The organism is Micromonospora sp. WMMD987 (assembly GCF_029581435.1).
In the GTDB taxonomy this organism is placed as follows: Bacteria; Actinomycetota; Actinomycetes; order Mycobacteriales; family Micromonosporaceae; genus Micromonospora; species Micromonospora rifamycinica.
The window spans coordinates 3,543,643-3,558,441 of sequence record NZ_CP120861.1; the positions used below are offsets into that span (position 1 = coordinate 3,543,643).

Here is a 14,799-nt window from a genome sequence, read left to right on the forward strand (position 1 = left end):
GAATGACCGACGGCTTCGAAGGATATGTGACCCCGACCCCTGAAGAATACGCGGAGGTTTTACGGACGGGCTTGGTCGTGCTCGATGCCAACGTCTTGTTAAACCTCTATCGTTACACGGAGGCTCTCCGTAATGATTTACTCGCTGTTATGTCGAGTTTGGCGGATAGGCTCTGGATTCCGCACCAGGTGTTGACAGAGTTCTGGCGCAACCGGGATCGGGTGTTACGAGATCCGCGGGAAACTGCGAAGACTGCCGTTGAGTTGCAGAAGATCCGTGGGCAAGCGGTGAGTGTCGTGCAGAGTTGGGTGAATCGAGTTGCGCTAAAACCTGAACAGGCCTCAGTGATCATTAAGGGTCTCACCGAAGGGTTTGATTCGGTGCTAGCCAGCGTGGGCGAATTGAACGACACTGTCGCGATTGACGCTGCTCGCGATACAAATAAAGATATGGCGCTTGCCTCGCTGAACATGATCTTGCGCGGCAAGGTCGGTGAGCCATTGAGTGAGGATAAACTCGCAGCCGCACTCATCGAGGCGCAGCGTCGGATCGATGAAAAGGTTCCGCCAGGATACATGGACCGAAAGAAGGATAGCGCCGAAGGTGCTGGCGACTATCTGATTTGGGAGCAAACTCTCATAGAGGTAGAGAGGCGCCGTGTTAATGTTCTCTTTGTGACCGGTGATGCTAAGGAAGATTGGTGGCGGGGGGAGGGTGGGGAACGGCGTGGCCCCCGCGTCGAGCTGGTGGACGAGTTGCGCGAACGGGCTGGTGTACGGCTATTCATGGTCCGGCCCGCGCAGCTACTTGCCTATGCAAGCGAGATTCTCTCCGTTTCCATCCAAGAGGACTCTGTCCAAGACGCGGATCGAGTCGACACCTTCCTGGCCGAACCGGAGCCTTACATGGAGCATGGCGGTTGGAACCAGGAAGCACTTAACTACCTGCTCAGTCGTCTGGTAGACGAAGCCCCCAGTCAAGCGCTCGTACTTGTGCAGGCGGCCAATCAGGGTGGGTATGTGACTAGGAGCCAGGTGTTCGAGGTTGCTAATTATCCTGAGGAACGCAGTTTGCGCGGCTTTACCCGGCCGTTCAACCGGATCGCGCAGCTGATGCGTGAGGAAGGCCGCCTTCCTGAGCAGGCAGTCGATCTTTTTCGTGCTGTCTACAATGAAGACTCACCGGCAGTCGGCGTGGCTGCCGGATTTCAAATCCACGACGACGTTCTGCCGCTGTTCCTGCGACGTATCCGAGAGCGCGTGCCTGAGGCAGAGGACGATTAGTCGGCAGGTACGAAGACGCGATGCCAGTCGAGTACTCAGCTACGCCTACGAGGCCGTCCGCTCAAAGCCCAACTCGGCTGGCTCAGTTCGAGAGCCGTGTCGAAACGGACGAGGTGGTCGTAGCTATCAGCCCGGATCGCGACCAAGGATGGTTTCGTAGTGGTCGATGATGGGAGAGGAGCCCTTCGACGGTCCATTCACCGTGATCGGCGTGCGGATCCGTGGGATCCCGGCTAAGCTCATAACCATGCCGGTGCAGGTGAACCCCAGCGGCTGGCTGTTGACCACGAACGCCGTTTTTCGGGGTTCAGCACACGATAACAGTGGTGACCAGGAAGGCACACAGGCCAAGACAACCGTCGTGTGACTGGGAGGTGTGTAGGGCCGGCCGTTGTCAGCGTGCCGGCCAGGTACCGGGAATGCTCAACAGCCGAGTGCCGCTACTCTCGTCCACCAGACTAGATGCCGACGTAGGGCCAGCCATCTCGTCATGTCCACCTGATGGCTGAGGAGGGCGTTGGTAGTAGGGCTAGTCAGATCGATTAGGGGGTCTGCTATGAGGTATCGGCAACAAAGACGCCCAAGCCTTGCCGGCCGATGAGCTCACCGGACTCGATCATGGAGTCGACCGCTCTGCGTACGGTGGCAGAGGTCGTCGAGTGCTGGGCCATCAGTTCACGAGTGGTGGGGATCTTCTCGCCCGGCTTCAGTAGACCTGCCTTGATCCGTGCCCTCAGATCATCACGGATGGATCTCCAAAGGGGCTGGGCGTAGGGCATACCCGATGGGATCACCGGACCCGACGAGGTGGACGGGTAACCCTAGGTTTACTAGGAACCCTAGGAAAGATGCGCTAGCCTGAACGAACGACAGGAGGGAGTAGCCATGAACCGGCCGTGGAAGTGGTTCTTGCGGGTGGGGCGGGTCAGCGCTGACCTGGTGGGGGAGGTCGTGCCGGAGGGGAGTAGGTCGGGGCGTGCGCGGCCCTCGGGCGGGTTGGTGGGCGTACCCGATGGGGCTGGGGCCTTGCCGGGCGGCGGTGCGGTGGGGTGCGGGCGGGCCGTGCGGCGGGTGGGGGTGGCGCGGAACCAGCGGGCGGGCCGGTACGCGCTGCTGCCGTCAGGCGGGGGCCGTCGGCGGCGGGGGAGCGGGGTGGGCGAGGGGCGGCGGGCCGATGGTTGACGACGGGTCGTCGGTGCCGCGTCGGCACCTCGGGCGGGTGCTGCGGCAGTTGCGGGTCGAGGCGGGGATGACGGTGGACGGCGCGGCCGAGGCGTTGCAGTTCAGCCGGCGCAAGCTGTGGCAGATCGAGGCGGGCCGGTCCGCCGTGAGCCGTAGCGACGTGCGGGTCATGTGCGAGCGTTACGCTGCGCGGCCCGAGCTGACCGCCGCGCTGGTCACCCTCGCCGGGGAGACGCGGGCGAAGGGCTGGTGGCACGCCTACGGTGATCCGCTGCCCCGCTGGTGCGAGCCGTACGTCAGCCTGGCCGCCGACGCCTGTCGGCTTCGTGAGCACGCCGACGGGATGATCCCCGTGCTGCTACAGACCCGCGACTACGCGACGGCTGTGTGCCGGCAACGGCCGGACCTCACCGTGGGGGATCGGGACCGGCTGATCGAGGTACGGCTGCGGCGGCGGGAGGCGCTGCTGCGGCGGCTGCCGGCGGCACCCCGGTTGGAGGTGGTGCTCGCCGAGTCTGTGCTGCTGCGTGCCGTCGGTGATCCGGCAGTCATGGTCGCGCAGTTGCGGCACCTGGTCGAGACGAGCCGGTTGCCGCAGGTGTCGTTGCGGGTGGTGCCGCTCGCCGTCGGGGTGCACCGGGCCCTGGTGGCGGGTCCGTTCCTGCTGCTCGACTTCCCGCCGGTCAACCGGGTGGAGCCGGACCCGCCGGTGGTCTACCGCGAGTTGTTGACCGGCGCGCTCTATCTCGACCGGGCGGCGGAGGTGATCGAATACGAGGAGGCGTGGGCCGGTCTGGACGCGGTGGCCCTGGACCACGACGAGTCCCGCCGGTTGATCGAGAAGATCAGCGCCGAGGTCCACCGCGGCGGCGACCGTCAGCGGCCACCCGGTGCGCAACCGGAGCCCCGACTGCTCCGGGCCAGGGCGATATGAGTTGGACGGTCCGCGCCGACCCACCCGCAGCCGCGCCAGACCCGCTGGACCGACGTCGGGGAGGTGCCGCTCAGCCGCTGCCGTCGAGTGCCCGGACGACGAGGATGGTCCCGTCGGAGCCGTACGAGTAGATCCCGCCGTCGACCGGCGCTGCCGACCGCTTGCGGGAGAAGGCCGGTGCGTCCCGCAGGTAGGCGCCGATCCGGCCCCCGGCCAGCTCGCGGTAGAGCTGGCTCTCCACGCCACGGAACACCTCCAGAACCCGGCCGCCGCCCAGAGGCGCACGGTGCCGGGTGCCCTCCGCCGAGATCCCGTGCGGCAGGTGGAGGGTCGTCGCGCTGCTCGTCGCCCATGCCGGGTCCAGGTCGAACAGGCCCGGTGGGGATGCCAGATCCTCCGTACCGCGCTGCCGTGGGGTGGCGTACTCGCTGGCGGCGGAGCTGTTGCCGGCGAAGAGCAGCGCGGTGGCCGCCACGGCGCGGGTGAGGATCTGGGTGAACCAGCCACGCTCCGGCTCGGGTATGTCGAAGACCTGGGGTGCGCCGGGTGGCAACTCCTCGACCGGGTCGGATCCGGTGCCGGTCGCGCCCACCGGCGACGGGGACGTGGTGGGGGCCAGTGCCGTTCGGATGTCATCCCGGGTGGCCGTGCGCGGTCGCCAGAACTGGTCCTCGGGGCGGGTGCTCAGCAGGCCGTCCAGCTCCTCGTCATCACCGGACCACAGCTCGTCGTCGCCGGGCGGATCGAGCACGTAAGCGGTGATCCCGGTCTGGGTGAGGTGCGAGGCGACCATCAGCGCCGGCGGATGCCTACCACCCACCGACAGCGCCTCCACCTGGACGGCGGCCCGGGCGAGCTGGCCATGGAGGAAATTCGGCGGCTGGTGGGTGCCCTTGCACTCCAGGATCACGATCTTCATCCGGCGGCGGGTCTTCGTGGCGTGGTGCCCGAGCAGGATGTAGTCCGGTCGTTTCTTGGTCGGCGAGACGGATTCCACCGCACCGCCCCCGTCCACGAAACCGGCTTTCAACGCCACCTCGGCGTCGACCGCGTGGAACGTCCACCCCGGGTACTGCCGGCGGAGCACGTGCCTGGCGACGACGAGGGCCAGGCCGATGCCCAACTGCTCGGACTGGGTCACCTTGTGGTGGTAGACGACCTCGTTGGCGTCGCGTGTCAGCGCGAGACGCCCATTGTTGGCCCTGGTCAAGGTCGCGCAGTAGCGTACGGCGGCCCAGTGCCGGGCGACCTGCGACAGCGGAGACGCCGTCAGCAGGGTGGTGGCCACCCCCAGCTCGTGCAGCACCCGAGCCGGGCTGGTCCGCAGCCCGCCGCTACCGACGTCCACCGTGGTCAACCGCTTGTGATACCAGTACGCCTCGCGGCTCTTGGCGTTTGTCTCGGCATACCGCAGCACATCAGCGACGAGGTCCGGAGAGGATTCCAGCGCGAGCAGCGACCGTTGGCTCAGAGCCCTGACGAAGGAATCAATCTCCACGCCCACCCCCGGTGCTGGCACATGGCACAAGCGGATACCCAGAGTGTTTGAGTGATCTCAATCTGTCAATGGCTGATGCTGGCTGCCTTCGCCAGTTGCCCGGGGTGCTCCGATGGTCGACCAAGCCGCCCGGCGGGTCGACCTGGGGTCAGGAACAGCGGCACGTTCCCAGTAGCGACGGCACGACCCCGCATGCGAAACAGGCTCCGGGGTGAGTCATGCGTTCCGCCGGGGACGGCAGCGGCTTCAGAGGCCTGCGAGGCGTCCGGGCGGGTTGCGACTTCTGGAGGACAGCTTGCACCTGCTGCGCCGTCGCGTTCGGCCAGCCCCGTGACCTGACCTTGCTGGTCAGCTTGCGGATGCCGATGCCGGGAATTTGCGCGCGTACCTCGCGGACGACCTCGGCCAGGGACGGCTGCTGGCGAGCAGGCTTGGCGGTCTTTGCCGGCTTCCGGGTGGCCTTCGGCGCAGTGATGATGGTGATGGGGCCGTTGGTTTGTGGTTTCCGCCGCTGCGGTGCGACTGCTCGCGCTGGGGCGGATCCTCCCCGCGCCGGCCTCTTCTCAGGCTGCGCGGGATGATCGCTCAGTGCCTTGCGGATCTTCTCGGCGGAGAGACCTGACCAACCGAGGCTCTGCTGCAGATGCCGGACGATCGTCTTGTCCTTGATACCGGGCATCCGCGCCTTCAGCACGCGGGCGGCATCCGCCAGCTCGCGCGGGGCAGGAGTGGAACGGCGACCGTTGTTCAGCGTGCCCCGTGGGTTGCTGGACCCACGCGCTGCCCGTGCGGGCGGTACCCGGTTCGTCCGTGGGAGCCGGTCGAGCCATACGTCGGGGGTGCGGTCGGGCTGGTCGTCGTTCTCCCAGTCGTGCCGGGAGTCCATCGAGCCCCGACCCTCCGCATTGGTGTACCAGTCGTTAATGGTGTGCCGGATGACCAACGCTGCCTCCGCTGCCGTCGGGGCCGAGATCAGCCGCAGCTCCACCCGAAAGGGCGCCTGCCGCAACATCACGCAAGTCGCTCGATGTTAGGGCGCGGTCGCGTTTCTTCGGAAGGGACGCTCTGTCGTCTCTGGACGCCGAATGGCCAATGGTGGACCGAATCAAGACAATTGCGGGTCCGAACAGTCGCCAATCCGACTCGGTGTCGCTGAGTGGCGGTGAGATGGCAGACCACTGTGGATGCTGACGTAGCATCCTCGGGTGATTCGCTCATGAGGCCGACCATCGCCGCCGATACGTTGCGTCGGACCCTCACCCAGTACCTCACCACCACCTTCGGCCTCACCGAGGACGGCGTACGCCAAGGTTTGGAGGGCTTCCTCTCCCACCCCGAGCAGGGCATCTTCCGTGGGCCGTACCTACGGATCCGCACCCCCTTCCGCCCGGCGGTGGGGGAGTGGAAAGCATGCCTGGACTGGGCGCCGGCCAACTTCACCCCCTACCTGCACCAGGCGAACGCGTTCGCCCGGCTGTCGAGCAGGGGCCGGACGCCCGAGCCGACCCTGATCACCACCGGCACCGGCTCGGGCAAGACGGAGTCGTTCCTGATCCCGGTGCTCGACCACTGCCGACGACAGAAACAGCAGGGTCGGCCCGGGATCAAGGCGATCCTGCTCTACCCGATGAACGCCCTCGCCACCGACCAGACCCAGCGGATCAACGAGCTGCTCACCGACCCGGCGCTCAACGGGGTCACCGCCGGCCTCTACATCGGCGACGTCGCGGCCATCGAATACGCGCACGTGCTCACCAAACGCTCCGAGATGCGGCGTACCCCGCCGGACATCCTGATCACCAACTACAAGATGCTGGACCTGTTGCTGCAGCGCGACGACGACCTGCCGCTGTGGGAACACGCCGAGCCGGCGTACGTGGTGCTGGACGAGTTCCACACCTACGACGGCGCGCAGGGTACCGACGTGGCGATGCTGCTGCGCCGGCTCGCCGCCGCGCTCGGCCTCGCCGAGCCGGACCGGCCGCTCGGGCCGATCTGCCCGGTGGCCACCTCCGCCACCCTCGGCGAGGGCGGCGGCCGGGACGGCCGAACCGCGATCCGGGAGGTCGCCGAGCAGGTCTTCGGCGTCGCCTTCGACGCCGGATCGCTGGTGGGGGAGGACCGTTACGGGGCCGGCGAGTTCGTCGCCCACCAGGACTTCAGCCTGCCGCTACCCAGCCCCGAGCAGCTCGCGGCGGTCGACGACCGCGACCCCGCACACATGCTGGCCGACATCGCCGAGCTGCTGCTCGGAGAGCGCTGCCTGGACGATCCGCCGCGTCTCGGCGCGCTGCTGCGGCGGCACCCGCTGACCAAGGCGGTGCTCGACTCCCTCCAGGCCCGACCGTGCACCCTCGACGAGATCATCGACGTGTTGCCCCGCAAGAACGCCACCGGCTGGGGCAGCGTGATGAAGACCCGGCCCGAGATCACCGCGAAGGCCCTCGCCCGGTTCGTCGGCCTGCTCTCCGTCGCACAGAACCCGCAAGCGCCCGGCCGTCCCCTGCTCAACATCGAAACCCACCTGTGGGTACGCGCCGTCTCCCGGCTGCTGCGCGGCACCTCCCACCGGGCCACCTTCGGCTGGTACGGCGAAGCGCCGCGCGAGTTGGACCCGTACGCCACCGACGCCGACCTGGTTGTGGCCGACGGCCGGCACCCCCGGCTGCCGGCCGTCTACTGCCGGCACTGCGGTCGTTCCGGGTGGATGGCGCTGTCACCGGAGAAGGATCCCCACGAGCTGGAGACCGACCCGGACAAGATCTACCGGGCCAGTGTCGGTCGGGACAAGCGCCGGGTGCGCGCCCTGATCGCCGCCACCGACGACGAGGTACGCCAGCGTGTGCGGGGCCTGCTGGTCCTGGAGTACGGCCGACGGGTGCGCCCCTTCGACGAACACCGGGACCGGGAGGTCGGCGACGACGAGATCGTCGTGCTGGGCGACATCGTCGACACCGACGGCGCCGAGAAGGACCGCTGCCCGTCCTGCGAACTCGACCACGGCATCCGGTTCCTCGGCGCCGGCCTGGCCACCCTCGCCTCGGTGGCGATCACCCAGCTCTTCACCGGCGGCGAGCTGGACGAGACCGAGAAGAAGACCCTGCTCTTCAACGACTCGGTGCAGGACGCCGCGCACCGCGCCGGATTCGTCGCCAACCGGTCCTACTCGTTCTCGCTGCGTTCCCTGCTTGCCAGCCAACTGGTCACCGGGGAGTCGATCGGGCTCGACGACCTCGTCGCCCGGATGATCGAGGCCGCGGCGCAGCCGGAGATCCTCTGCACCGTCGTACCGCCGGACCTGCACGACCAGCCGGGGGTCGACAGCCTGCTCGCCGGCGAGCACAACGGCAGCCGGGACACCTGGGAGCTGATCAGCGAACGGCTCGTCTTCGCCACCGTGATGGAGACCGGGCTGCGTTCCCGCCAGGGCCGCACCCTGGAGCTGACCCGCAGCGTCGCCGTCGAGGTGGCACTCGACGATCCGGTCCGCGCCGCCGCGATCTGCCGGGACGTGCACCTGACCGGACCGGCCGGCATCCTCGGCACACCGCCCGACGACGCCCGTTACCTCGCCTTCCTGCGTGGTCTGCTGGAACGGCTGCGTACCCGGGGTGCGATCTACCACGAGTGGCTGGTGCCGTACCTCAAGCGTGGCGGCACCCGGTGGCAGGTCTGGGGCGGCCGGCCGGCGGGGATGCCCGCCTTTCCGAAGGGCCTCTCCGCGCCCGCCTTCCTGCTGGCGACGCCGAAGTCCCGCTCGGAGTTCGACGTGGTCACCGCACGTGGCAACTGGTACCAGGACTGGGCGTCGCGTTGCCTCGGGCTGGACCTCGGTGACGCCGCCGGGCTCCTCGCCCGACTGCTGCCGGCGCTCGCCGCCGCCGACATCCTCGCCGTGGGCGACACCGACGACGGCAACACGGTGTACGGCCTGCTGCCCGGCCACCTACGGGTGACCCGGCTCGACGACACCTCCGCCACGTCGGCCGGGGTCGGCTGCGACACCTGCCACTGGCAGCAGACCGAACACCCCGACCGGGTCGGCGACTGGCTCGGCCAGCCGTGCCGCCAGTACCGCTGTCGCGGTCGACTCCGGGCCGCCCCCGACGAGACCGCCCCCGACGACTACTACCGCCGGCTCTACCTGGACAGCCCGGTGTTTCGCGTGGTCACCGGCGAACACACCGGCATGCTCACCCGCGCCCAGCGGGAGACGGTGGAGCGGCAGTTCCGCGACGGCGAGCGGTACACCGACCCGAACGTGCTGTCCTGCACGCCCACCCTGGAGATGGGCATCGACATCGGAGCCCTCTCGGCGGTGGTGCTGGCGTCCCTGCCGCACGGCCCGGCCAACTACGTCCAGCGGGCCGGTCGCGCCGGCCGTCGGAGCGGCAACGCGCTGGTGCTGACCCTGGTCGGACGGTCCGAGCGGGACCGCTACTACCTCACCGACCCGCGCGACATGATCGCCGGGCAGATCGTCCCGCCCGGCTGTTTCCTGTCCGCCGTGGAGATCCTGCGCCGCCAGTACCTCGCCCACCTGATCGACCTGGCCGCCCGGGGTCGGCTGGCCGGTGTGCTGCCGATGCCCCGCCGGGCGCACGTGCTGTTCGGGCCGACCGGCTGGTTGACCGCCCTCGCCGAGGCGGGTCGCCGCGACGGCGGCCGGCTGGTGGGGGAGTTCCTCCGGCTCTTCGGAGACAGGATCCTGCCGGCCGCCGCCGACCAGCTGCGCGAGTTCGCGGTCGACGGCATCGTGCACCGGGTCACGGAGGCCGACGAGGTGTGGGAGTCCCGGTTGGCCGACCTGCGACGCCGGTTGCGGGAACTCGCCGCCGCCCGGGGCACGCTGGTGTCCAGCGACCCCGACCACGCCCGTGAGATCAAGATGTTGAAGGCGGAGGAGGGCGCGGTGCGTCGCCGGCTGCGCGACCTCAGCGCCGCGCCCGCGCATGGCACGCTCGTCGAGTTCGGGCTGTTGCCGAACTATGCGCTCGTCGACACCCGCACCGACCTGGAAGCCACCCTGACCTGGGAGGACAAGTCCAACGGTGACCGTCGGTTCCACAGCGAACTGCGCGAGTACGCCCGCCCCGCCCGGCAGGCGCTGGTCGAGATCGCCCCCGGCAACAGCTACTACGTCCGGGGCTACCGGCACGAGATCTCCGGGCTCGACGTCGGCCCGGCCGATCGGCCCGCGTACGAGCAGTGGCGGATCTGCGCCCTGTGCGGCTATGCCCGTACCCACCTGGCCAAGGAGGACACCAGCGCCTGCCCGCGCTGCACCGACTCCGGCATCGCCGACCACGGGCGGCTCTTCCAGGTTCTCCAACCGACCCGGGTGCTCAGCCGTGACCGGCGCGATGATGCCCGCATCCGCGACGACAGCGACGACCGGGTGCGGCGCTTCTACGCCACCGCCGTCGCCGTCGACATCGACCCCGCCAGGGTCGACTCCTCCTGGCGGCACGCGCGGGACACCTTCGGTGTCGACTACAGCCGGCACGCGGTGATCCGCCACTTCAACCTCGGTGCGCAGCGCTACGACCGGACCGCCGAGTTCTTCGCGGGCCACGAGGTGCGGATCAACCGGTTCCACACCTGCACCTCCTGCGGCGGTACCACGGTCGACGGCGCACCGGCGGTGGGGCAGCAACTCGCCGCGCAGGCCGCCGGGTCGACAGTGGCGCAGGGTGCCGAGCACCACCGGCCGTGGTGCCCGTACCGACGCTCGCCGGCCGGGCCGGACACCCACGTGGAGCTGATCCTGGCGCACCGATTGGAGACCGAGGCCCTACGCATCCTCATCCCGGCGGCGACAGCCGTCGTGGCGGAGCGGGTGGTCTCCTTCGCCGCCGCCGTCCGCCTGGGCATCGCCGCCCAGTACGGCGGCGACCCGGCGCACCTGCAGGTCGTGTCGTCCACCATGCCCGACGGGCAGAGCGACGGCACCCGCAACTTCGTCGTCGTCTATGACACCCAGCCGCAGGGCACCGGATACCTGCACCGGCTCGCCCGGCCCGAGGAGTTCCGCCGCATCCTCGACCTGGCCCGCACCCGGATCGCCGACTGCGTCTGCCGGCACGAGGGCCGGGACGTCTGCCACCGCTGCCTGCTGCGGTACGCCCGCAACGAGGAGTTCGCGCTGATGAGCCGCGACGAGGCGTTGGGCATGCTGGACCGGCTCCTGGACACCTGGACCGTCGAGGAGGGCACCCGCACCGACGAGATCTCGCTGATCCACCAGGTGGAGAGCGAACTGGAGATGCGGTTCCTCACCAAGCTGCTCGCCCTCGGCGACGCGCCGGGGTCGGGTCTGCGCATCGAGCGGCGCACCGACCACGACGGTGCCCGGATCGCCGACCTGCGGTTCGTCAGCGCCGACGGGCACAACGCCACGCACTGGCAGATGAAGCTGCAGAACACCGTCAAGGGCACCCGACCCGACGTGCACTTCAAGCGTCTGGACGGCTCGTCGCCCGAGGTGGCCGTCTACCTCGACGGCTTCAAGTACCACGCCACCGCCCGGCACAACCGGCTCGCCGACGACGCCGAGAAGCGGGCCCGCCTGCGCGCCCACGGATACCTGGTCTTCGCCGCCACCTGGGACGACGTCATATCCTGGGGGAACACCGACGGATCGGGGCGGTGGACCCCGTACGGAGGGGTCTGCAAGCAGGCGGCCAGGGAAAACTACCGCAAGTTCCTTCCGGGCGCTGACCCGGACGAGCTCGAGACCACCGTCTGGGTGAACCCCGTCGAACAGCTGATGCGGTTCCTCGCCGAGCCGGACCTCGCCCGCTGGCAGCGCCGTGCCGAAGCCACCGCGGCAGGCCTGCTGAAACAGGCCCGGGAGAACACCGCCACCGACTCCGGCGGGGTGCCGCAGCGGGTGCTGGCCGCCCTGCGCGGGGAGCCCCTGCCGGGACCGAACGCCCGACACATCATGATCGCGCGGGCTAGCGACAACGCCGACTGCCCGGTGACCCTCGTCATCGACGGTCGCGGCAAGCCGCTGCCCACCTGGACCGCCCTGACCCTCGTCGACGACCGTCCCGGCGCGATCGCCGACCCGGCCCACAAGGAACGTTGGGCCGGCTGGCTCACCTGGGGCAACGTGATCCAGTTCCTGACCAACGGCGGCGGGGACGCCGGCCAGCTCGCCGTGTCTGCCCTCGACGCCTTCGAGCCGGCCTCGCTGGCGGTCACCGAAGGCACCGGTCTCGCCCTGGCCCGACGCGCGCTGCCGCTCGACGAGGAGACAGCGACGTGGCTCGGCGTCACCACCGAGCCGCCCGCCGACATGGCGACGCTCGACGAGGAATCACCGTGGCGCGACGTCCTGCGCCTCCTGGACCCGGACGAGAACACCCTCGACCAGCTGGCCCGGCAGCTCGCCCGGCAGGACCTGCCCGCGCCGGTCGTCGGCTACGAGCTGGGTGACCAGGGCTGGCCCGCCGAGCTCGCCTGGCCCGACCAGCGCATCGCCGTGGTGCTCACCGGTCGCGACGACGACCCGGAGACCGAGGACCGCGACCGGGCGTACGCCGCGGCGGGTTGGCACGCCCGTACCGCTCGGGAATGGGCGGTGGACGAGTTGACGGCACAGATCAGGGCGACAGGCGGGGGAGAACGTCGATGAACAACGGGGCAACCCTGCGCATGCTGGACCGCGCCGACAAGGAGGTCATGAAGCTCACCCGGGCCGACATCGGCGCGGTCTACGAGTTCATGCACAAGTTCCGCCACAACCCGGAGAACCCCGGGCTGAGCCTGAAGGCGCTCAACGGCGACTCCCGGCTGATGTCCGCACGGGTCAACAAGGACTACCGCGCGCTGCTGCTGCACATCGTCGAACGCGACTACCTGCTCGTCGCGGTCAAGCACCGGGGCGAGGTGTACGACGATCTCAGCCGGTACGCGTACCGGATCAACCGGATCACCGGCGGCATCGAGGTCGTCGACCTGGGACCGGTGGGCGACAGCATCATCGGGCGGGTCGTCCCACCAGAGCCGGAGATCGCGTCGGTCCCTGCGCGTGAGCCGCTCTTCGCCGCGTACACCGACAGGCAACTGCTGGAGCTCGGCGTCTCCGAACCGCTGTTGCCGCAGATCCGCGCCCTCACCGCCGAGGCGCAACTGCTGGAGTTACTCGACCGGGCGCCCCAGCTCACCACCGACGTGCTCTTCGCGCTCTTCGACGGCACCCCCTACGACGCGGTCCTCCAGCAGGTCACCGAACCGGTACGCGCCGACGGCCAGGTCGACCCGGACGACTTCGAGACGGCGGTGGAACGCCCGGCCACGCAGGTGACCTCCGACGACGAGGCGTTGCAGGCGATGCTGGGTGAGGCGTTCGAACGGTGGCAGATCTTCCTGCACCCGACCCAGCGGAAACTGGTGGAACATCCCTACCGCGGGCCGGCCAGGGTCGGCGGCGGGCCGGGCACCGGCAAGACCATCGTCGCCCTGCACCGGGTCGCCCACCTGGCCCGGCAACTGCCGCCCGGAGCGGACAAGCCGATCCTGCTCACCACCTTCAACCGCAATCTCGCCGCCGACCTGCGCACCCGGCTGATGGCGCTGGGTGGCCAGGAACTGGTGTCCCGGGTGGACATCATCAACATCGACCGGCTCGCCAGCCGGGTGGTCGCCGAGGCGAAGGCCGGCGGCGGTCGTCGGGTGGTCGACGACAACCAGGTGCCCGACCTGTGGGCCGCCTTCCTCGTCGAGACCGGCGAATCCGGATGGGAGGCGGAGTTCCTCGCCGCCGAGTGGACGCAGGTGATCCTGGGCCAGGTGCTCACCTCCCGTACCGACTACTTCAAGGCCCGCCGTCCCCAACGCGGTCGCCGCCTCACCCGCATCGAGCGGGACCAGGTCTGGCAGCTGACCGAACGCTTCACCAACTGGCTGGAGAGCCGGGGGGTGTGGACCTGGCGTCAGGTCGCCCAGCGTGCCGCCCGCCTGGAGATGGACCGGACAGCGGCGCACCCCGGCACCCTCTCCGGCGAGTCCTCCGGCGGGTTCTACCGGCCCCGCTACCGTCACGTCGTCGTCGACGAGGCACAGGATCTCAGCGCCGCGCACTGGAAGATGCTGCGCGCGATGGTCGCGCCCGGCCCGGACGACATGTTCCTCACCGGCGACACCCACCAGCGCATCTATGACAACCACGTCACCCTGGGCAGCCTCGGCGTCAACATCCGGGGCCGCGCGTCCCGGCTCACCCTGAGCTACCGCACCACCCGGCAGATCCTGGCGGACGCTCTGGAGATCATGACCGGGGAGGTGTACGACGACCTCGACGGCGGCGAGGAGGACCTGGCGGGATACCGGTCGCTCCTGCGGGGTAACCGGCCGACCTTTCGTGGCGCGGCCACCTGGGCGCAGGAACGGGAGCTCGTCATCGAGCAGTTGCGCGACTGGGGACGCCCGACCGACGGCTCCGTGGCCGTCTGCGTACCCACCCGGGAGATGGCGACGGAGGTGATCGCCAGCCTGGAGGCCGACGGGCTGCCGGTGGCGGAGATCGGCCCGGACGGCCCGAAGCAGCCCGACGGCGTCCACGTCGGCACGATGCACCGGTTCAAGGGCCTGGAATACCAGCGGATGATCATTGCCGGCGTGGCCGACGGCCTCGTGCCCCGCCAGATCATCAACCGGTACCGGGACACCGACCCCAAGCGTTACCAGCGGGAGCGCCAGCGCGACCGGTCGCTGCTCTTCGTCGCCGCCACCCGACCCCGTGACGAACTGGCGGTGTTCTGGCACGGCACCCCCAGTCCGTTCCTCACCAGCCGCCTCGTGCAACGCCAACAACCGTGACTGAGCGCGTCATCTGTCCGACTCCCACAGTCGTGAAACACCCCGCTGCGCCGAAGAGTGCTCGACCAGTGGCG

The 14,799-nt window shown here is 69.2% G+C and carries 7 protein-coding genes; 4 read left to right on the plus strand and 3 right to left on the minus strand.

Annotation, left to right across the window (positions count from 1 at the left end):
• Positions 1-2: 2 nt before the first annotated feature.
• Entirely contained in the window at positions 3-1,283 is a 1,281-nt protein-coding gene (locus tag O7612_RS14925) for a PIN-like domain-containing protein (protein WP_282265019.1), read from the plus strand.
• 554 nt (positions 1,284-1,837) lie between these two features.
• Here the strand turns inward: O7612_RS14925 and O7612_RS14930 are convergent.
• Complete coding sequence (locus O7612_RS14930) at positions 1,838-2,062, minus strand: GntR family transcriptional regulator (RefSeq protein WP_282265020.1); 225 nt, start codon at positions 2,060-2,062, stop codon at positions 1,838-1,840.
• Positions 2,063-2,457: 395 nt separating this feature from the next.
• Between O7612_RS14930 and O7612_RS14935 the strand changes: the two genes are divergently transcribed.
• Positions 2,458-3,399: a helix-turn-helix transcriptional regulator gene (locus tag O7612_RS14935; protein WP_282265021.1), complete on the plus strand. Its 942-nt coding sequence runs from the start codon at positions 2,458-2,460 to the stop codon at positions 3,397-3,399.
• A gap of 70 nt (positions 3,400-3,469) precedes the next feature.
• Here the strand turns inward: O7612_RS14935 and O7612_RS14940 are convergent, their stop codons facing one another.
• Both O7612_RS14940 and O7612_RS14945 read right to left on the minus strand, forming a co-directional pair.
• Entirely contained in the window at positions 3,470-4,897 is a 1,428-nt protein-coding gene (locus O7612_RS14940) for a hypothetical protein (protein WP_282265022.1), read from the minus strand.
• 148 nt (positions 4,898-5,045) lie between these two features.
• Positions 5,046-5,912, minus strand: a complete 867-nt coding sequence (locus O7612_RS14945) for a hypothetical protein (RefSeq protein ID WP_282265023.1) — start codon at positions 5,910-5,912, stop codon at positions 5,046-5,048.
• A gap of 201 nt (positions 5,913-6,113) precedes the next feature.
• On the opposite strand from O7612_RS14945, the gene O7612_RS14950 reads away from it, so the two are divergent.
• Both O7612_RS14950 and O7612_RS14955 read left to right on the plus strand, forming a co-directional pair.
• Positions 6,114-12,539, plus strand: coding sequence for a DEAD/DEAH box helicase (locus O7612_RS14950; protein WP_282265024.1), 6,426 nt, complete (start codon positions 6,114-6,116; stop codon positions 12,537-12,539).
• Entirely contained in the window at positions 12,536-14,725 is a 2,190-nt protein-coding gene (locus O7612_RS14955) for a UvrD-helicase domain-containing protein (protein WP_282265025.1), read from the plus strand. Before O7612_RS14950 ends, O7612_RS14955 begins: the two co-directional genes overlap by 4 nt.
• The last annotated feature ends 74 nt before the right edge of the window (positions 14,726-14,799 follow it).

Coding starts and splice junctions, on each gene's coding strand:
- O7612_RS14925 (WP_282265019.1), top strand. CDS start 3: ATGACCGACGGCTTCGAAGGATATGTGACCCCGACCCCTGAAGAATAC.
- O7612_RS14930 (WP_282265020.1), bottom strand. CDS start 2,062: ATGCCCTACGCCCAGCCCCTTTGGAGATCCATCCGTGATGATCTGAGG.
- O7612_RS14935 (WP_282265021.1), top strand. CDS start 2,458: ATGGTTGACGACGGGTCGTCGGTGCCGCGTCGGCACCTCGGGCGGGTG.
- O7612_RS14950 (WP_282265024.1), top strand. CDS start 6,114: ATGAGGCCGACCATCGCCGCCGATACGTTGCGTCGGACCCTCACCCAG.
- O7612_RS14955 (WP_282265025.1), top strand. CDS start 12,536: ATGAACAACGGGGCAACCCTGCGCATGCTGGACCGCGCCGACAAGGAG.